Below are 18599 nucleotides of genomic sequence, written 5' to 3'. Positions count from 1 at the left end.
GCAGCACGCTGTTCAATCATCAGCCGCACATCCTGGACGGCAGAGCCAATGTGTGCCGTAAATAGCGTGTTGGGATGTGCTCGCAAGGTGGGGCAAATCTCTTGCGGGCGATCCTCTCGAGCCCAATCTTCCATTTCAAAAACATCCGCTGCGTAGCCGCCTAACTGCCCTGACTCCAATGCTTCCAAAACGGCAGCTTCCTGCACTACAGAACCCCGGCATGGGTTGATCAAAAAGCGCCTGGTTGCATCAGGGCCAAGCGCGCAGTGTTCATGGTATGCAGGGTTTGTGTTTATGAGCGGCAGGGCCAAAATGACAATGTCGCTTGCCCGAGCAGCTCTTCAAGCGACTTGCGCGCCACGCCTAGCGCGGCCTCCTCAGCAGCGGGCAAGGCGTCTGGCTGAGAATACAGCAAGCTCGCGCCCCACCCCTGGAGCCGTGTTGCCACTGCCTGGCCGATGGGACCCATGCCGACGATACCCACGGTCGCGCCGGCAACCCCCAGCCCATAAAACGTGGGCTGCCATCCCTTGAACTGGCCGGAACGAACGTACTCATCGGCCGCTCGGACATGGCGGATTAGGCTAATGGTTAGCCCGATGGTTAGCTCAGCCGTTGGCACCGTCAGCAGATCCGCACGAAGGTCAGCCAAACGCCATGACGCGTACAGGCCTCCACATCAAAATTATCGTATCCCTTCAGGGCGGCACCAATAACTTTCAGCTTGGGACAGCCCGCTAGAAATTCCTCGCTGACCTGGTCCGGCATAAACACCATCATGGCGTCTGCGGTTGCCGCGCGGGCCTTTACCTCGCGGCGGTCAAGGTAGTGGCTGACTGGTTGGTGATCACTTCACAGTGTTGTTCCAGCCTTTCCAACACACTGTTGTGTACCCGGTGGGTAATGAAAACCCTTGGTTTCATTTGATTTCCTTACTTGAATTTCTTACGAAGATGGCCGCTAAGGCTATCCACCATCGTCACCATAACGAGTATGACAATCAGGATGGCGCTGACTTCCTGGTACTGCATGACGCGTAAGAGCCCATTAGCTCGAAGCCGATCCCGCCAGCCCCCACCATGCCCATCACCGTAGAGGCGAAATTGTATTCCCAGCGGTAGATAGAGACATCAGCAAACTGCGGAAGCACCTGCGGGAGCACCGCGTGCCAATGAACCTGTAATCGCGTCGCGCCAGCGGCATTGGCGGCCTCTACCGGGGCTGGGTCGACATGCTCGATCGCTTCGGCAAAGAATTTACCCACATGCCGATAGAATGAAGGCCGAGCGCGAGCACGCCCGGTAAGGCGCCAAACCCCACGGCAGCAACGAAAATAATGCCCATAATCAGCTCGGGCACCGAGCGAAGAGCGTTCAGCAGCGTGCGGTTACGTGGAATACCACGGGGTGGGGCGAGGTATTGCGAGCGGCCAGGAACGCCAGGGGTACGGAAGCAGTGACCGCTATCGCCGTGCCGGCAATGCTCATGGCAAGGGTATCGACCAGCGGCGCTATCCAATCCATGGCGTTGGTAAAGTCGGGCGGTAGGGATTCTCCCATTAGGGTAGCGATGGCAGGCACCCCGTTGGCCAGGGTGCGAAAATCCAGCAGATCTACATACCAACTCGCCAGAAGAACCACTGCCAGCACCAAGCCCGCTTGGAAGAGCTTGCTCCGCCAGCCGCGGGCGTGTTCGTCCAACACGGCGTCAGGAGAAAGCGATGAAAGGGGTGGCGGCACTGTTTTTGGACGGATTCATCATGCCCCCTTACATCTTGCCGAAGTCGAGGTTGAGCAGACTACTACCATTTCCCGAATCACATCGTAATCGGCGTCCGTGATAACGGCGAAACCTTCGGCTTTTAGGTTGTCCAGAATCTCTTCATCATCGATGCTGATGAAGGCATCCTGGATCTGCTGCTTGAGTTCAGGGTCCAGGTTGGAACGCATCGCCCAAGGGTACTGAGGGTACTCCCCGCTGTGACCCAACACCCTAACCTGGTTGCGGTCTATCAGGCCGCGGTCCATTACGTGCTCAAAGATCACTTCCGATAGCCCGCCTGCATCCGCATTACCATTGGCCACGTTCACCGCCACGGCATCATGGGAGCCAACGAAATGGGCTTCATAGTCCCGCCTGCTTCCAGCCCCGCCGATTCAAGCAGCACGGTTTTGGGAATCAGGTGGCTTGACGTAGAGGCACGGTCGCCATAGGCCATTTTCATGCCTTCGATATCCGCATAGGACTCAACGCCGGAATCGACATTGGCAATAATGATGGAGCGATAGGTGGGCTTGCCATCCACAATCATGCGGCAAAGGGTTCGATCTCACTTTTGCTTCTTGCCATCACATAGGAGAGCGGGCCGAAGTAGGCGAGGTCGATGCGACCAAAGCGCATGGCTTCGATCATGGAGGAGTAATCCGTGGTGACGATTAACTCAATTTCTTTCCCAAGGGTACTTTCAAGATACTCTTTCAATGGCTGGTTGCGTTTGATCAGTTCAGAAGCGTTTTCATCGGGGAGTAGCGCGACTTTTAATAGATCCGGATTTGGATCAGGGTCCGCCGCCAAGGCCGGCATGGCGATTCCAAACATAAGACAGATGGCAAAGAAAAAGCTGAATAGCGGTTTCATTGGGCAATCTCCAGTTTTATCGGGGAGGGAGTGGTGGTTTGAGGGTTGGGTTCGGTGGTCTCAGCGGCGTCGGTCACAGCTCCGCGCGTGCCGTGGTAGATCTCGTTCAGGTGGCGTTGCTGTAACTGTGAGGGGCCGCATCGAAACGATTTGGGCATTCGCTAACCCGATAATGCGGTCAGCAAACCGCTGGGCATACTCCAGCTGGTGCAGTGAAATAATGGCGGTAATACCATCCTCACGGCATATATCTCGCAGTAGCGTTAGCACTCGCTCAGAGGTTGCCGGGTCAAGGCTGGCCACTGGCTCGTCCGCCAATATCATGGCGGGCTGCTGCGCCAAGGCACGCGCAATGCCCACCCGCTGTTGCTGCCCGCCGGAGAGTTGATCGACCCGGGTAAGCGCTTTCTCGGCCATGCCTACGCGGTCCAGGCAGTGCAGAGCAAGCGCCTGTTCCTGCCTGGGTAGCGGAAACAAACTGCGCCAGGTGCTGTGGTAAGCAAGCCGACCGGTCAGCACATTCTGGAGCGCCGTATGGCGTTCAATGAGCTGATGGTGCTGGAAAACCATGGCGGTTTTGCACCGATGGCGGCGTACCGTAGACCGGGTTTCGAGCGCACCTAGCTCGGCCGAGATCACTTTGCCAGTGCTGGGCCGCACCAAGTGGTTGAGAGAACGCAGTAACGTCGATTTACCCGCACCGGAAAGGCCGAGTAGTACCGTAAACTCCCCTTTGTGGAAATCGACGGTGGTGGGGCGGAGTGCGAGGACATTCCCAGGATATGTCACCCCCATTTTCTCGATGCGGAGCATTAAGTCAGAGGATTGAATAGGCTCCATTGGATCACCTTCTGCAATGTATAAGCTCACTTTATTGTGACTTACAATGCAACGGTAGCCCGCCTAAGTGACAAAGCTGTGTCGTTCAGGTGATAAGTTAATGACTATCCAAGGAGCGCAGGTAGCCAGTCAAACGGCTCAGATAACGCTTCTCTAGACCAATATCGTCACAAAACGAGGCCCACCAAGGCTGGGCGTACCGATCCGATATTCTGCTCTATTCGTTTGTTAATGGAGATAACCACAACGTTTAACCAAGCTGAGCCTCAATCGCGGCTTTATCAATGACCGACCAGACCTCCCTAATCTTGCCATCGCTAAACAGGTAGAACGCGTTTTCGCAAAACGTCACGTTTTTGCCATCCACCGCAAGGCCAAGGAAGCTACCTTTGGGTGTGACATCGAATCGCAACCTGCACGCGACATGGGGTGAATCAACGGCCAAAAGCTCAATGTTAAAGTGAAGATCCGGTATCTGCTCGTAATCGGCTTCCAGCATGGCGCGATAACCATCAAGCCCTAGGCGCCTGCCGTTGTGGTGGACATCGTCATGCACGAACTGGTCAAGGTTCGTCCAGTCTTGATTATTGAGGCAGGTGATGTAATCACGGTAGGTTGCTTCCAGGTCACGTTTGTTCATCCTGGTTCTCCTTTCTTGGGCAGGCGTGAAGGCATTCGCCAAGGGTATACAGGCTCAGTATCATAAGCAGCCTAAACCAAACCACAGAAGTCATCATTCATGTCGTGCCCACCTTGCCCCCATTGCCAATCCGAATTCGTCTATCAGGATCAAAGCCTGTTCATCTGCCCCGAATGCGCTCACGAATGGAACCCTTCTGAGGCTGAGGCAGAAGAGACCGTGACGGTAAAAGATGCCCACGGCACCCTGTTAGCGGAAGGCGACAAGGTAACGATGATCAAAGACCTCAAGGTCAAAGGCAGCTCATTGGTACTCAAGGTGGGCACCAAAGCGGTTATCAAGCGGCTCTTGGATAGCAAGAATCACCAACTGGACTGCAAGGTCGACGGCGTCGGCGACATGATGGTGACCGCCCACTTTGTGAAAAAAGCTTGAATAAGACCCCGGAATTCTTCGATTCACCACACGACGCAGTAAGCTGAGGCTCACCCACCATCACCACTTCACTCAGCGTTTAAGCGAAGCGTGTTTTCGGGTATCTGGTTCTAGGGCAACAAAATCAGCTCTAAGGCCTTTGACAGCGGGTTGGAAAGTATTCAAAAGCGCTATTTCCTTTCGATTTATTTAGCTAAAGTAAGACTAAAGCTTATCTGCCGGAAGGCCTTCAATGACTGATTTGATAATCCTGAGAGATTTCCTGGCCCTTTGTGAAACCAAGAGTTTTAGCCGCACGGCTGAGCATCGGCATGTTTCGGTTTCAGGCTTGAGTCGTCGTATTCAAGGCCTTGAAGAGTGGGCAGGCACCACGCTGTTTGAGCGGCGTAAAGGGGAGCTAGTGCTGACGGAGGCAGGGCAAAGCCTGCAAATGGTAGCTTCACAAGCGCTTAGCGCTTTTGATCAATTTCGCCGCTCCGTTGCTGATGATATTAACGATCAGAAAAGGCGGATACGATTTTGCTCACCACACATTATGGCTGCGATATTTTTTCCTCACTGGATGCCGCGCTTACAAGAGCAGTTCACACAGGCAAAATTTAGCATTGATGCTAATACATTGCCGGAGTGCCTAGCCACTCTAGATCAGGGAGAGGCCGACTATGTAACGGCACTATTCGATGGTGAACACCTTATTGCAAGGCGTTTGGGAGTAGAGAGTGATAGTTACACTTCAATTGAGCTAGATACCGAGTCTCTCATCCCTGTTAGCGCACCAAATGCCGCAGGTCAGCCACTGTTTAATTTACATGCTGCAGATGGCTCCCCACTCTCATTTTTGAATTATTCCCAAGAGTGCCATTTGGGTTGGTCGCTGAGTGCCATGCTGGTGAATCAAGGTTTGAATTTACAGCAACACCATGATGCTGGTCTTGCTGATAGTTTGCGTCATATGACGTTATCAAGATTGGGTGTTGCGTGGCTTCCCTATTCGCTAGTGCGGGAAGACCTTGGGGCTAAGCGGCTTGTTCGAGCGGGAGGTGCCGCTTTCGATGTGCCATTAAAAATCACCTTGCTGAGACGCACAGCGCCCCTCGCAGCAGAAGCCCAGCGGTTATGGGATGGGCTGCTGGAAATGAAAAATGTAAGAACCTTCTCTGAGGTTGTTTGAACGGCATTCCACGCTTCATTGCAATGTTGGCAATTTTTTCGCCTCTTTTATTCGGTAACGCAACCTAGCCAGAAAAGTAGCGGTGCTTGCTGATGTGGCAACAGGCGTTGCGATATCGTCGCGGCTTAGCGCCCAAAAAGGGTTAATTCTTAGGAAAGGCTCAATGCGCTGAGAACCCCTATGACGACAATGCTGCCTATGGCTTCTGCTCACAACTACCGCTGGTTCATTCTACTGATAGCCACCCTGGCTCAAGCAGCGGCATGCTTTTTCGTTCAAGGCATCGGGGCCATCAGCGTTTATATACAGGCAGATATGGCGCTCTCTGCATTTCAGATTGGGGCGCTGGTCTCTGCTGCTCAACTGGTGCCTTTAGTCGGGCTGTTAGTTGCCGGCGAGTTGCTGGACAGGTTCAGTGAACGCTTAGTGGTAGGGGTGGGAACCCTCGTAGTGGGCATCGCGCTAAGCGCTGCCGTGCTGGCTGAGAGTTACTGGGCAATGCTGCTGTTTTTGGTCATCGTAGGGGCGGGCTACAGTACCGCCCAGCCTGGCGGTAGCAAATCGGTAGCTGCTTGGTTCGATAAATCCCAGCGCGGTTTTGCCATGGGGATTCGTCAGGCAGGTTTGCCGCTCGGTGGGGCGCTGGCGGCGATCGTACTGCCAACCGTCGCTATCACCTGGGGGTGGCGCGCCTCTTTTCTGGTGGGTGGGCTGATTGCAATCTTCGGGGCGTTGGTCTTTATACTTTTTTACCGTACCCCTGGTGGCGTGGTGCCGGTAGCAAGAGCCTCTGAAGGTAGCGTAAAACAAGTCGTCTTATCGCGATTGGCAATGATTCGTGAACCGGCCATGAAACAGATCATGGCGTCCGGTATTAGTTTGATCTCGGTTCAGTACGGCATTTTGATTTTTACCGTGCTCTATCTGCATAGCCGCTTGCAAATGGAGGTACTGCAGGCGGCGGCGCTGCTATTCGTAGCCCAAGGGGCCGGGGTTGCCGGACGTATTTTGCTGGCGGCCTGGAGCGACCGCTGTCGCTCACGCTATTTTCCGGTAATGGGGTGCATGGTGGCGGTGATAGTAGGGCTGCTGGTATTGGTTTGGCTACCGCTTCACTCAACGCTCATGCTGAGCGGTTTGATGGCCTGGCTAGGCTTTTTTGGTTTTGGTTGGTACGGCCCTTGGGTAGCTTATGTGGCTGAGTCTGCACCTGCTGATAAAACCGGCTTTGTACTGGGATTGGCTATGGCGATTAACCAACTGGCGATTGTATCGATACCACCACTCCTTGGGTGGCTGTTAGATATAAGTGGCAGTTTTATGCTCGGCTGGAGTCTGCTGATCGCCATGACGTTATTGGGGCTATTAATGACCATCCAGCGGCAAGGAGAAATTAATGAAAGCGATCGTGTTTGACGTATTTGGCACTCTTGTTGATTGGCGCTCCAGTTTGATTAATCAATTCAATGAGCTAGAGAAAGAGCTGGGGATTGAACTGCCTAGTGAAGAGCTGGCTGATCAATGGCGTCAGCTTTATGCGCCTTCCATGGACAGGGTACGCAGAGGGGAAATCCCCTGGACGGTATTAGATGATCTGCATCGAGAAAGCTTAGTCAAACTACTCAATCAACATGAGATTGCGCTAGACAAAGCGACCATTGATCGCGTCAATCACTTTTGGCACCAATTAGAGCCCTGGCCAGATGTTCAGAGTGGCCTACAGCGCTTGAAAGAGCACACCATCATCGCAACGCTGACCAACGGTAATGTCTCATTAATGGTCGATGTTGCCCGTCACGCCAAGCTACCCTGGGATATGATTTTTTGCGCCGAGTTATTCGAGCACTACAAGCCTGATTCGGAGGTTTATTTAGGCGCTTGCCGTCTGCTACGCCTACCGCCTGAAGAGGTAATGCTGTGTGCGGCGCATAATGCTGACCTGCGTGCTGCCCGTGCATTAGGAATGAAAACAGCGTGTATATCCCGTCGTACAGAATATGGCCCCCAACAGAGCAAAGATTTAGAAGCAGAAGAAGCATGGGATTTTGTGGCTGAAGACCTCGTCGCGTTGAGCGAGAGTCTAATAGAGTGAGCCAACAATACATGCCGTTAGGGCTGGATAGCATTTGTTGAGATAGTGGCAGCTATAGGTATTGAGTGTTTGAGCAGTGAGCTTATCCCCAGGCTTTATTTAATGGTAGAGCGAGCAGACGCGCGAACACTGCGCGTCTAGTAACATTTTTATCGCAAGGAATGCAAAATGCAGTTAGCTCGATTTTTTGTCGCCATCATGTTGTTTTTTTCATATCGGCTCAAGCGGTAGCAACTGATTGGACTCCACCTGATAATCCTGATTTGCTTCAGATCTTACATGAGGCGCGACTGGATATGCAGGCCAAGCGGTACGAGTCTGCGCTGGAAAAGCATATTTGGTTTCACGAGAATGCAGAGCAAATAGATGAAAGTATCTCTGCAGTCAAACATCATTTGCACTTTATGACTGGGTGAGGCTCGGACAAGAATATCCACCGGCCATGGATGAACTTCTTCAGGTGAGAGGAGGCCTGATCACTAAGTTGATCAATGAAGAGTATGATCGAAATGCATTTCGCGATCTTGTATCAATAAATGCAGTTCTCAATGAGGATTCAAAGACAACGGAAATCTTTAAACTCCTCGACTCGGAGCAACCAGAGGCTGCCAATAGAGCTTTCAATTTCGCGCAACCGGCGTTGATCAAGGGTAAAGAATATGAACTGTATGTGAAATACGTCAATCCACAGCATGACTTTCTACGTATGAAGCATAGCTTTGAAAGCGGCATGCTAAGCGCTAACAACTCAGATTCTAATACTTCTAGATCCGATTTCTATATTAATTCATTTCGCAATAAAGCAGCGACATTAGTTGCAGTTCTTGTGGTTAATGACCGCGGAGTAGAAGCAGCCGAAATTTCTACATTAGCGAAGGAAGTGCTTGATGACCCACAATTTCATGAGGAGTTGGAGGATGCGTTAGCTGGGACTGTACCTGTTCCTTGGCCTTAAGTTAATAAATATGGCAGCAGGCCGCAAACAACCCCGGGAGGTCTTTGATCAACTTCACTGATCAGCCAGCTACCCCATGCACGACGCAGTGAGCTGTAGTTCATCCAACAGCCTTAGGCAACTCCAGGTGTTTGTATGATCGAATGAGCTATAGGAGTTAATCCTCTGCTGTCAGCATGAAGGCTTCTACAGCAATTATTAGACGTGCTACTTACCTGATTTTTTTACCAAAACGATGATAAGAGTATTTGAAGACCAGGATTTTGAAGCCATAGAGGAAATTTACACCCTCGCCAAGCTAGATGAGTTCCGGTTTGAGCGAGGCCCGTTTGAGCTGATACCGCTTCGGCAAGACGAGGAGCGCCTACGAGGGCTGATGGAATCAGTGATATTTGTTTATGCTGATAAGGGCATTCGTGGGTACGGGGCAGTTTACGAAAATGAGATTCGCACGCTGCTTGTTCACCCGCTTTTTCGCCGCCAAGGCGTCGGTAATCAACTGTTTGGTCATATGATTGCCTGGATCGGAAGACCCGTTACGCTCTGCGTCGCAAGAAGCAACGTGGCGGCAAAAGCGCTCTATCAGCAATATGGTTTTAAAGTGACCGAGGAGTTTGAGGCCTGCTACAACGGTAAGCCGGTGTTAGCCAATAAGATGGAGCAGTCCAGCACTATTTTTGGAAAATCTAGTGCTGACACAGCGTTTTCTAGAAGCCGTACAAGGTAGATATCTGGAGCCGATCCAGTCTTGTTTTTTATACGGCAAAGCCGTATATTTAAGCAATGCTATTCATCGAAACGTCTACGTTCACCAAGCTATTACCGAGTTATCTTACGGATGAGGAGTACCGTGGGCTGCAAACGTATTTGTTGCAGAAACCAGATGCGGGCGACCTCATTAAAGGGTCGGGTGGTGTTCGTAAAGTTCGTTGGTCATCAACAGGTTCGGGAAAGAGTGGCGGTATCCGAGCTATCTATTATTGGAAGAAATCTGACCACGAGATATGGATGCTCACGCTGTATAGTAAAACGGAGCGCGCCAGTATCCCTGGGCACATGCTCAAGCAGATAGCGGAGGCAATCAAAAATGGTTAAAAGAAATCTTGGAGCAGAGATACTCGACGGCATTAATGAGATAAAACATTTCAAGAAAGGTAGGGGAGCGCTGCGCACTAACGAGTTAGCAGAGCCCTCGCCACCCAAAATGATTCGGTTGAAACTGAACCTATCTCAATCGGCCTTCGCAGGGCTTCTGGGAGTAAGCATACGTACCCTTCAGGACTGGGAACAAGGCCGTAGAGAGCCACAGGGCCCGGCCATTGCTCTTTTGCGTATTGCTGAACAACGCCCGGAAGTCTTTGATCAACTTCATTGATCAGGCAGCCACCCACCTCACGACGCTGTAAGCTGAGGCTCATCCACCACCACCGCGTCACGCAACGTTTCAGCGAAGCTTGCCAGGGCGGGTGTCCAGGACTCTGGTTCGGGGGCGACAAAATAGGTATCGACATTGGCGATGGACGTGGGCAGTTCCAGCGTATGAATCCCGAACCGGTGCTGATGGGCTTCAACCGTCCCACGGGGTAGCACCGTGTAACCCATCCCGGCAGCAACGCAGCCAAGCATCGCGTCCAGTGACCCGAACTCAAAAATCCGGCCTGCATTGACGCCGTAGGAAGCCAGCAACAGCTCGATACGCTGGCGGTAGCTGCACCCCTGGCGAAACGCCAAGAAAGCAGACGTCAGCAGTTCTTGTGAAGAGGGCATTCTCGTCATAGGTGTTGAGCCGACTAAGACAAGCTGCTCGCTAAATGCTTTGAGCAAGTGGTAGCGGCCATGCTCGAGTCGCCCGGCCACGAAGACACAGTCCACCTGCCCGTTAAGCAACAACTCGACCAGCTCAGCCGTGGGCCCGGTCTTTATCTGGATATCAACGTCAGGCTGCGCTGCGTGGTACGCCGCCAGTATCGGCGGAAGGCGCAACGCCGTCGTGGTCTCCATGGCGCCTATACGCAGCCGCCCACACGCCTTCTCCTGGCCTTTGAACAGCGATACCGCTTCGTCGTGGGCTGTCAGCATGCGCTCGGCGTACTCCACCAGCGCCGATCCGGCACTCGTAGGGCGAACGCGTCCTGCACGGTGAATCAGCTGTACGCCTAACTCTTCCTCAAGTTTCTTGATGTGGGCCGTCACATTGGATTGCACCGTGTGCAGTTGCTTAGCCGCCGTCACGAAGCTGCCGGTTTCGGCTACGGCCATGAATAGTCGCAGTGATTTCAATTGCACGCGACGTCTCCCTGTCAGGTTATCTTTAAACAAGATAGTAGCTATCAAAAAACTAATCGTTTCTAGAAATAGTTCCTTACGCGTAGTCTGACTGTGCACTAACGCGCTGCCCACCTTGCCCGAAAGGCGGCACGAAAAGGACACAACATGATGAATCGATCACTCACTACTCACGATCTGCCTGCCCTGATGACAGGTATAATGGCGACCCTGGCGGGAATTGGCATTGCGCGCTTCGCCTATACGCCGCTATTGCCTGCGATTATTCAAGAGGGTTGGTTTACCGCGAGCCAAGGCGCCTACCTGGGGGCCGCCAACCTGCTGGGGTATTTTATCGGTGCACTCGCAGCTCACTCGCTGAGTGAGCGCTTTTCTCCTCGCTTGGTGATGGCCGCAAGCTTTGCGGGTATCGCGCTAAGCTTTGTGCTCTGCGCCGGGGCAGGTGGTTTCCTCTGGTTCTTCTTCTGGCGGTTGGTGTCGGGCATTGCCGGGGCCATCTTAATGGTCGTTGGTCCCTCGCTGGCGTTGGCGGCCACACCACCTGAAAGGCGAACGCGTGTCGGTGCCATGGTGTTTACCGGTATTGGCTTTGGGGCACTGCTTTCGGCCTTCATCGTACCGTTACTCCTTGGGTTAAGCCTGACAGTCACCTGGGGCACGCTGGGGCTGCTCTGTATTGCCGCTGGCCTTTTGTGCGACTGGGGAGTGGCGCACTTAACCCCACCGATAACGGCTAGTTCAGTGGGTAATAGTTCCACAGGGTATGCGGGTGTAAAGGTCGTTGTGCTGCTTGTCATTGGCGCTTATGCCCTGGATGCAATTGGCTTTGTGCCCCATACCGTGTTCTGGGTGGACTATCTCGCCAGGGAAAACGCTCTGGGTAACCAAGCGGCTTCCCTGCAGTGGGGAATCTTCGGGTTGGGCGCCTTGTGTGGGCCGTTCATGGTAGGCGCACTGGCGCATCGAGTGGGTTGGCAGGGTGGCTTGATGATCGCCTTTGCGGCGAAGGCCGCTGCCGTCTTGCTACCGGTGTTCTCGCTCGCCCTACTCAGCCAGTCGGTTTCCTCGTTCATGGTGGGGGCGATGATCCCCGGCATTGTTGCACTTACCTCTGGCCGCCTTGCTGAGTTGGTAGGGCCAACCGCCCACAAGAAGCTCTGGGGGCAAGCTACCGCCGCCTTTGCTGCCGCCCAGGCAGTGGCGGGCTATGCCATGTCCGCGCTTTATGGCGCTTGGGGCAGCTACACGCCACTGTTTGCCATCAGCGGCCTCATCCTCGTCGCTGGCTTTTTGCTGGTGCTGCTTAGCCGTGGCATACAGCAGCGTCACTCGCATCTTTCTGCCCAACAACTTACAAAGCACGCTACACAGCACTCTTCAAAGCACTTTACACACCACGGGAAGCAATAATGGAACTCTACCTAAACGCAACCTCGCCCTATGCGCGCCTGGTGCGCATCGTGTTACTGGAAAAAGACTTGGCGGACGCCGTGACGCTAAAGTGGTGCGACCCCTGGGCAGATGATGTAGATCTGTTAAAAGCCAACCCCGCCGGTCGTATTCCCGTGCTGGTAACGGAGGAGGGCACCACGCTTAGCGAATCAATGCTGATTGCCGTTTACCTGGATAGCGTTAGCCCCAACAAGCCGATGATTCCCACGGCTGGTTTAGGTGAGGTGCTGCACCTGACCGGGTTGGGTCAAAACCTGATGGATGCCGCGTTCAATACCGTGATTGCCAGAAAGCATTACGGCAATGGGATTGATGATAGCGAGCTGGGGCAGAGGCGTTCGCGGGCCATTCAGCGGCTATTAAAGCAGCTGGACGGTGAGCTTGGCGAAATACAACAGACCTCAACTATCAATCTGGGTCACATCGCCACTGCAGTGGCGCTGGATTATCTCGCCTTTAGGCTGCCAGAGGTGAACTGGAAAAAAGACTACCCGCAGCTTCTGGCATGGCACGCTAGCGTTACTGCGCGAGAGAGCTTTCAGCAGACGGCTTTCTGTTAGGACTTTCTATTAGGAGAAGTGGGGAGAAAGCGAGCTCAGTGCTGGATCTCAGCCCGCAACTTTTCCACTTCTTCAACCGGCAGTTCTTCAATATCTGCGATCATTTGATCATCCATTTCGGTGCGAGCGATCAGCTTACGGGCTGCGTTGCGTTTGCCTTCCAAGGCACGTTGCTCGGCTTCTTGACGCCCTTCCAGACGACCTTCCTGACGCTCTTTTTGCACCAGATTTTCTAAGTTTTCTGCCAACATGTCTTTATCCTCCACCAAACTGTTGAGCCGCTCTAGATTAACTTCTGCACCAAGCCGCTGCAGATGACGCTTAATCCAGCGCGTGATGACCTTATCAATGCGTTCTTTGTTCGGATCCGCTTTGATAATGGCCACAATACGATCAACGGCTAGTTGCAGGGCTTCCCAACTCTCACCGGCGTTTTCGACGCTGAACACACCGCTTAACGGTGTCTGAACTAAGCCTAGCTGTTCATCAGTATAGCGCCCTTCATCGACTAGGTAATAGCGTAGGTGGGGCTGGTAAATCTGAAGAAAGTCGGGCGGTTCTGGGGTGATCATCTCGAAGATGTCTAGCGGTGCCGTCCATCGCTCTGAGCCGTTATACAACACGACAGGGAGCACGGGCGGCAACCCTTGGCTGGGCGTGATGATCTTCTGTTTGAATAGTTCGCTATAGAAACAGGCGACGTAGTGCAGTAGTCGAATGGGCATAGTGCGATCCACCGAGGACTGAAACTCCAGCAGAATATACAGAAATACTCGTTGGGTGAGGCCTTTCCATTTCACTTCAACCGACCACACCACATCTTCAATCTTCTCTTCAAAAAGCGGCGTAATGTAGTTGCCGCTGTGGCTCTTCAGGGTGGAGAAATCCATCAGCTTAGCAATCTCAGCAGGCGTAAAGCCTCCGATCAACTGTTACACGAATTCGGGGTAGCTAAACAACTCCTTGTAGCCGGTATCATGATGTTTGTGAATGGTGCCCACCATGAGTGCTCCTTATTCAATGTGCCTAAGCGAGTGCATCGCAAAAAAAATATACCTAAGAATAAATAGCGGGGGCTTGGCAAGCAACTGTTGTCGGGTTGGCGTTAGACACTGCCTGCATTTGATATATCCAGCCCTTAGCACCCATGCCAGACTGCATATTCAAAATAAGAATATTAAATAATCCTTTTATGCTTTTTAGGAAATTAAGGATGCACTAAAATGGTGCCCTTTCTGAGCCAGGCCGCTGGGCGCCTGCCGCCGTGTTAGGTCAAAGATAGGGATGTCACCATGAGTGAGCCAGCAAGTGATCAAGATAGGGCGCACTTCAAGCGCAGTATGCAGACGCGCCATTTGGTGATGCTCTCCTTGGGGGGCGTGATTGGCACCGGGTTGTTTTTGAGTTCCGGTTATACCGTGCAGCAGGCCGGGCCTATCGGGGCGGTGTTGGCCTATCTGGTGGGTGGCATCGTTGCCTGGCTGGTGATGATGTGCCTGGGCGAGCTGGCGGTGCATATGCCGAATTCAGGCGCTTTCAGCGCGCATGCCAGCCGCTATATTGGCCCCGGCACCGGCTATATGGTGGCCTGGATGTACTGGCTCACCTGGACGGTGGCGCTAGGTTCAGAGTTCACCGCGGCGGCGGTCTTTATGGGGCGCTGGTTTCCCGACATCCCCGGCTGGTACTGGAGCGGCATGTTTGCGGCGATTGTTTTTGGCGTTAATGCGTTTACCTCGCGCTTCTTTGCCGAGTCTGAATTCTGGCTTTCACTGATCAAAGTGATTGCGGTGGTGGTGTTTGTGCTGGTGGGCGCCGTGGCGATTATTGGCTGGGTACCGCTGCATGATGCCACTGGCGCAGAGGTCGCCTCACCGGGGCTATCGGCACTGTGGGGAGGGCGCCATGCCGCCCAACCTGATGGCCATTGGTACCGCCTTACTGGCAGTGATGTTTGCCTTTTCCGGCACCGAGCTGATTGGCATTGCCGCCGGAGAAACGGTAGACCCGGCCCGCAATGTGCCCAAAGCGATCCGCGCGACCCTGTGGCGATTGATCCTGTTTTTTGTCGGCACCATCGTCGTGATAGCGGCGCTGTTACCCCAGGATCAAGCCGGGCTCAGTCAAAGCCCCTTTGTGGCCGTATTCCAACGCCTTGGCGTGCCGGGTGCAGCCGATATCATGAATTTTGTGATCATCACCGCGCTGCTTTCGGCGGCCAATTCCGGTCTTTATGCCTCGTCGCGCATGCTATGGACGCTCGCTGACCAGGGCACCTTGCCCAAGTCGCTTGGCCGCCTCAACAAGCGTGGCATTCCGATGAATGCCCTGCTACTCAGCATGGTCGGCGGCCTGGGCGCGCTGTTCTCCAGCGTTTATGCCCTGAAACCGTCTATCTGGTGCTCGTCTCGATTTCCGGTCTGGCCGTAGTGGTGGTCTGGATGGCGATTGCGCTCAGCCAGCTCAACTTCCGTCGCCAATACCTGCGTGAAGGGGGCGGCTGAAGGATCTGGTTTACCGCACGCCGTGCTATCCCTGGGTGCCTTTGATAGCGTTTGCGGCCTGCCTGGCAGCGTGCATTGGTATCGCCTTTGACCCGCAACAACGCGTGGCGCTCTATTTCGGTGTGCCTTTCATTGGCCTGTGCTACCTGATGCACTTTGTGCGCCACCGTTCGGCCTCCCAACGTTCTGAACATTCGCCCAACGCCGTTGAGGAAAACGCCGTATGAATGAGTTGAATCCCATTAAAGCCCTGTTGGCCGACGTGCCCTTTATGGTCATCGACGGTGCCTTGGCCACTGAGCTGGAAGCGCTAGGCTGCGACCTCAATGACGCCCTCTGGTCGGCGCGCCTGCTGGCACAGGCCCCGGAGAAGATTCGTCAGGTTCATCAGGCTTACTTTGAAGCCGGTGCCGATTGTGCGATTACCGCCAGCTATCAGGCCACCGTGCCAGGTTTTATGCAGGCGGGGATGACGGCAGAAGAGGCGCGGGCGTTGATTCAGCTATCGGTCACGCTGGCGCAGCAAGCGCGGGATGCGGTCTGGCACCCCGGCCAAACCGACCGTCCCAAACCACTGGTGGCCGCATCCGTAGGCCCTTATGGCGCGTATCTGGCGGACGGCAGTGAATATCGGGGCGGCTATGATCTGGATCGCGCTGGATTGGTTGAATTTCACCGCGAGCGTTTTGAACTCTTGCTGGCGGCGGGGGCGGATCTACTGGCCGCTGAAACTTTGCCCTCACTGGAGGAAGCGCTGGCGATCACCGATTTGCTGGCCGAGCATCCGGGCGCGCAGGCATGGATCACTTTCTCGGCGAAGGATGGCCAACACATCAGCGATGGCACGCCGATCGCAGAATGTGCGAGGGCCCTGGCCAAGTGCCCAGGCGTAGCGGCGATTGGTGTGAACTGCACGGCGTTGGCCCATATCGAATCGCTGATTGAGGAAATCCGCCGTGAGTGCAATCTGCCGGTGTTGGTGTATCCCAACTCAGGGGAAGTGTATGACGCGGTGACCAAAACCTGGTATCCGGCCCATTGCGATCATACCGCTGCGGATATTTCCGGGCTGGCTCAAGGGGTAGAACAATGGCTGGCAGCAGGCGCGTCAGGCATTGGCGGATGCTGCCGCACGACACCGGAGGATATTCAAGCGCTGGCCCAGTGGCGGCGGTCACTCTAGCCTAACTAGGCCTCAATGCTGAGTCTCTGCCCGTAACTTCTCTATCTCCTCGACGGGCAGCTCTTCTAATATCCGCAATCAGTTTGCGGGCACCGCTGCGTTTGCCTTCCAAAGCGCTTTTCGGCTTCCTAACGCTGAACACAGCCCTTAGCGAGGGCTGCACCCCGCCCAACCGCTCATTTAGTGGCGCGTCCTTCGTCGACCAGGTAATACCGACAGGCATAGCGATGAATTTACGACTAACATTAGTTTAATAATATTGAGGCTGCCGGATGCGCTATGTAGGCCCAAGGATGGATAACGTTTTCGCTGTCTATCGTCAGTGGTAATGAGCACTGTTCAAAGGTGCGCATCATCATGGGGAGCACAATGACAAAACAAAAACTGATCCTGCTATTTGATGGGACGTGGAACGACCCCGAAGACCAAACCAATGTTTATCGAATTACCCGGTTGATCCATGATGACGATGACGGTATTAGGCAGCGGTTCTATTACAACCCGGCGTAGGGACATCCAAGTTTCAGCGCTTTACCGGCGGAGCCTTCGGTTACGGGCTGAGCACAAACCTACAGGAAGGCTATGACTGGCTGGCAAGGCGTTACAGTGAAGGCGATGAGATCTGGATATTCGGGTTCAGCCGTGGTGCTTACACCGCCAGAAGCCTGGTGGGGATGATTCGTAAATGCGGGCTAGTGCATGTCGTCACGCCAGGGTTGCTCGATAAGGCCGAAAGTATTTATCGAAACCGCGATTTGCACCCCGATTCTGACGTATGCAAAGGGTTCAAAGAGAGTTTCAGCCGCCAGCCCAGGATTCATTTCATTGGTGTGTGGGATACCGTTGGCGCGCTGGGCGTGCCGGAACCAACCTGTTCAAAAGCAAATACGATTGGCACGATACCGAGCTTTCCAGCATTGTCGATCATGCCTATCAAGCGGTCGCGCTGGACGAACACAGAGCGACCTACAACGTATCGCTTTGGACAAGCAAGGATGGCAAGCAGAAAACGGGCAATCGTGACGTAGAGCAGTGCTGGTTTATCGGCGCCCACGCCAATGTAGGCGGCGGCTATGGCGCTGACGACACACTGGCCGATATATCGCTGAGCTGGATGTTAGCCAAGGCGCAAAAGGCAGGCTTAAAAGTGGCACCCTTTGATTTTACAGAGGATGCCTGGAAGACAGCACCCAATGATTCGTTTTCAGATTTTCTGAAGGGGTTCTACGCCAGATACAAACGCCTTGGAAACACTACTGACGGCCGATTTTACCGACAGTATTCGGAAGTGATGCCAGGGCAGTGTGCGGTGAATATTTCCGTCGATGAGAGTGTTTGGAAGCGCTGGGCCGATACAACGTGTGAGTACCGGCCACGTACCTTAACCGATGCCCATCTTTCCCCACCGGAGCAGTAGGCAGGGCGGGCAACTTTTGACTCGCAGGCTACGAGCTGGCGCTATGCCGCATTCACCCAGGTGCCATAAGTGGCCGCGTGGAAGCGATGACTGACCCAAGTCACGAAGTGTCCACTATCGACTAAAAACTAAGTATTCAAAGTAGGCTTAATCTAAATTAACTGCTAGTCTCGAAGCATTAGAGCGAAAAACGCCGCAGGGACAATACGATGCAGAATGCCCGCATAACGCTTCATCCAAGCAAGCAGCGCATGCAGGTGCAGTTGAAGACATTCTGCTGGCCGACGCCACCAATACGCTGGAACTCCGTAAACATGGCTATCTGCTAAGTACTGGTGTATCTGCTCAAGGTTCGTTTAATGATGAGGACATGTTTTATTGATCGTTAGGCGAAACCTGAAATATTACCAGAAAATACAAAAAAGCT

14 protein-coding genes and 6 pseudogenes are annotated in these 18599 nt (G+C 53.7%); 12 read left to right on the top strand and 8 right to left on the bottom strand.

Going from position 1 to position 18599, the window contains the following annotated elements; genetic code table 11:
- Nucleotides 1-104 precede the first annotated feature (104 nt).
- The 6 genes and pseudogenes from FDY98_RS28895 to FDY98_RS22790 all read right to left on the bottom strand — a co-directional run.
- Nucleotides 105-622 (bottom strand): annotated as a pseudogene (locus FDY98_RS28895) (NAD(P)-dependent oxidoreductase); the annotation flags it as partial.
- Between the two features lie 2 nt (nt 623-624).
- Nucleotides 625-768 (bottom strand): hypothetical protein, encoded by a 144-nt coding sequence (locus FDY98_RS28890; RefSeq protein ID WP_340147099.1) that lies wholly within the window; start codon nt 766-768, stop codon nt 625-627.
- Nucleotides 769-932: 164 nt separating this feature from the next.
- Nucleotides 933-1703: pseudogene (phnE, locus tag FDY98_RS22805) on the bottom strand (phosphonate ABC transporter, permease protein PhnE).
- A 64-nt stretch (nt 1704-1767) separates the two neighbouring features.
- Nucleotides 1768-2637: pseudogene (gene phnD / locus FDY98_RS22800) on the bottom strand (phosphate/phosphite/phosphonate ABC transporter substrate-binding protein).
- A pseudogene (gene phnC / locus FDY98_RS22795) lies at nt 2634-3477 on the bottom strand (phosphonate ABC transporter ATP-binding protein). Before phnC ends, phnD begins: the two co-directional pseudogenes overlap by 4 nt.
- A 250-nt stretch (nt 3478-3727) precedes the next feature.
- The gene (locus tag FDY98_RS22790) at nt 3728-4117 is read right to left on the bottom strand and encodes an ester cyclase (protein ID WP_022522627.1); all 390 of its coding nucleotides are present in this window, start codon (nt 4115-4117) and stop codon (nt 3728-3730) included.
- A 99-nt stretch (nt 4118-4216) separates the two neighbouring features.
- Here FDY98_RS22790 and FDY98_RS22785 point away from each other — a divergent pair, with 99 nt between their 5' ends.
- The 7 genes from FDY98_RS22785 to FDY98_RS22755 all read left to right on the top strand — a co-directional run bounded on the left by FDY98_RS22785 (nt 4217) and on the right by FDY98_RS22755 (nt 10145).
- Nucleotides 4217-4552 carry a zinc ribbon domain-containing protein YjdM gene (locus tag FDY98_RS22785; protein ID WP_022522628.1) on the top strand — a complete coding sequence of 112 codons (336 nt, stop codon included), beginning with the start codon at nt 4217-4219 and terminating at the stop codon, nt 4550-4552.
- 232 nt (nt 4553-4784) lie between these two features.
- The gene (locus FDY98_RS22780) at nt 4785-5723 is read left to right on the top strand and encodes a LysR family transcriptional regulator (protein WP_022522629.1); all 939 of its coding nucleotides are present in this window, start codon (nt 4785-4787) and stop codon (nt 5721-5723) included.
- A 180-nt stretch (nt 5724-5903) separates the two neighbouring features.
- On the top strand, nt 5904-7139 hold the full coding sequence (locus FDY98_RS22775) for an MFS transporter (RefSeq protein WP_022522630.1): 1236 nt from the start codon (nt 5904-5906) through the stop codon (nt 7137-7139).
- Nucleotides 7120-7815: a haloacid dehalogenase type II gene (locus tag FDY98_RS22770; RefSeq protein ID WP_155706226.1), complete on the top strand. Its 696-nt coding sequence runs from the start codon at nt 7120-7122 to the stop codon at nt 7813-7815. Before FDY98_RS22775 ends, FDY98_RS22770 begins: the two co-directional genes overlap by 20 nt.
- A 442-nt stretch (nt 7816-8257) precedes the next feature.
- Nucleotides 8258-8770, top strand: coding sequence for a hypothetical protein (locus FDY98_RS22765; RefSeq protein WP_155706224.1), 513 nt, complete (start codon nt 8258-8260; stop codon nt 8768-8770).
- Nucleotides 8771-9005: 235 nt separating this feature from the next.
- Nucleotides 9006-9497, top strand: a complete 492-nt coding sequence (locus tag FDY98_RS22760; protein WP_022522633.1) for a GNAT family N-acetyltransferase — start codon at nt 9006-9008, stop codon at nt 9495-9497.
- Between the two features lie 360 nt (nt 9498-9857).
- Nucleotides 9858-10145 (top strand): helix-turn-helix domain-containing protein, encoded by a 288-nt coding sequence (locus FDY98_RS22755; RefSeq protein ID WP_022522635.1) that lies wholly within the window; start codon nt 9858-9860, stop codon nt 10143-10145.
- A gap of 17 nt (nt 10146-10162) precedes the next feature.
- Here the strand turns inward: FDY98_RS22755 and FDY98_RS22750 are convergent, their stop codons facing one another.
- On the bottom strand, nt 10163-11056 hold the full coding sequence (locus FDY98_RS22750; protein WP_022522636.1) for a LysR family transcriptional regulator: 894 nt from the start codon (nt 11054-11056) through the stop codon (nt 10163-10165).
- Between the two features lie 150 nt (nt 11057-11206).
- Between FDY98_RS22750 and FDY98_RS22745 the strand changes: the two genes are divergently transcribed.
- Both FDY98_RS22745 and FDY98_RS22740 read left to right on the top strand, forming a co-directional pair.
- Nucleotides 11207-12466, top strand: coding sequence for a YbfB/YjiJ family MFS transporter (locus tag FDY98_RS22745; RefSeq protein ID WP_035538860.1), 1260 nt, complete (start codon nt 11207-11209; stop codon nt 12464-12466).
- Nucleotides 12466-13068, top strand: coding sequence for a glutathione S-transferase N-terminal domain-containing protein (locus FDY98_RS22740; RefSeq protein WP_027960101.1), 603 nt, complete (start codon nt 12466-12468; stop codon nt 13066-13068). Before FDY98_RS22745 ends, FDY98_RS22740 begins: the two co-directional genes overlap by 1 nt.
- 35 nt (nt 13069-13103) lie before the next feature.
- On the opposite strand, the gene FDY98_RS22735 is transcribed toward FDY98_RS22740, so the two are convergent.
- Complete coding sequence (locus FDY98_RS22735; RefSeq protein ID WP_269318628.1) at nt 13104-13997, bottom strand: Rpn family recombination-promoting nuclease/putative transposase; 894 nt, start codon at nt 13995-13997, stop codon at nt 13104-13106.
- 363 nt (nt 13998-14360) lie between these two features.
- Here FDY98_RS22735 and FDY98_RS22730 point away from each other — a divergent pair.
- From FDY98_RS22730 to FDY98_RS29825, 3 genes and pseudogenes are all read left to right on the top strand, one after another.
- Nucleotides 14361-15799: pseudogene (locus FDY98_RS22730) on the top strand (amino acid permease).
- Nucleotides 15800-15804: 5 nt separating this feature from the next.
- Nucleotides 15805-16755, top strand: coding sequence for a homocysteine S-methyltransferase (gene mmuM / locus FDY98_RS22725; RefSeq protein WP_027960104.1), 951 nt, complete (start codon nt 15805-15807; stop codon nt 16753-16755).
- A gap of 357 nt (nt 16756-17112) precedes the next feature.
- Nucleotides 17113-18172, top strand: a pseudogene (locus tag FDY98_RS29825) (DUF2235 domain-containing protein).
- The last annotated feature ends 427 nt before the right edge of the window (nt 18173-18599 follow it).

Origin of the sequence: Halomonas sp. PA16-9 (assembly GCF_009728585.1) — a bacterium.
GTDB lineage: Bacteria > Pseudomonadota > Gammaproteobacteria > Pseudomonadales > Halomonadaceae > Vreelandella > Vreelandella titanicae.
The sequence above is the reverse complement of the archived record's forward strand: the minus strand, read 5'-3'. Positions and strand labels throughout refer to the sequence as shown.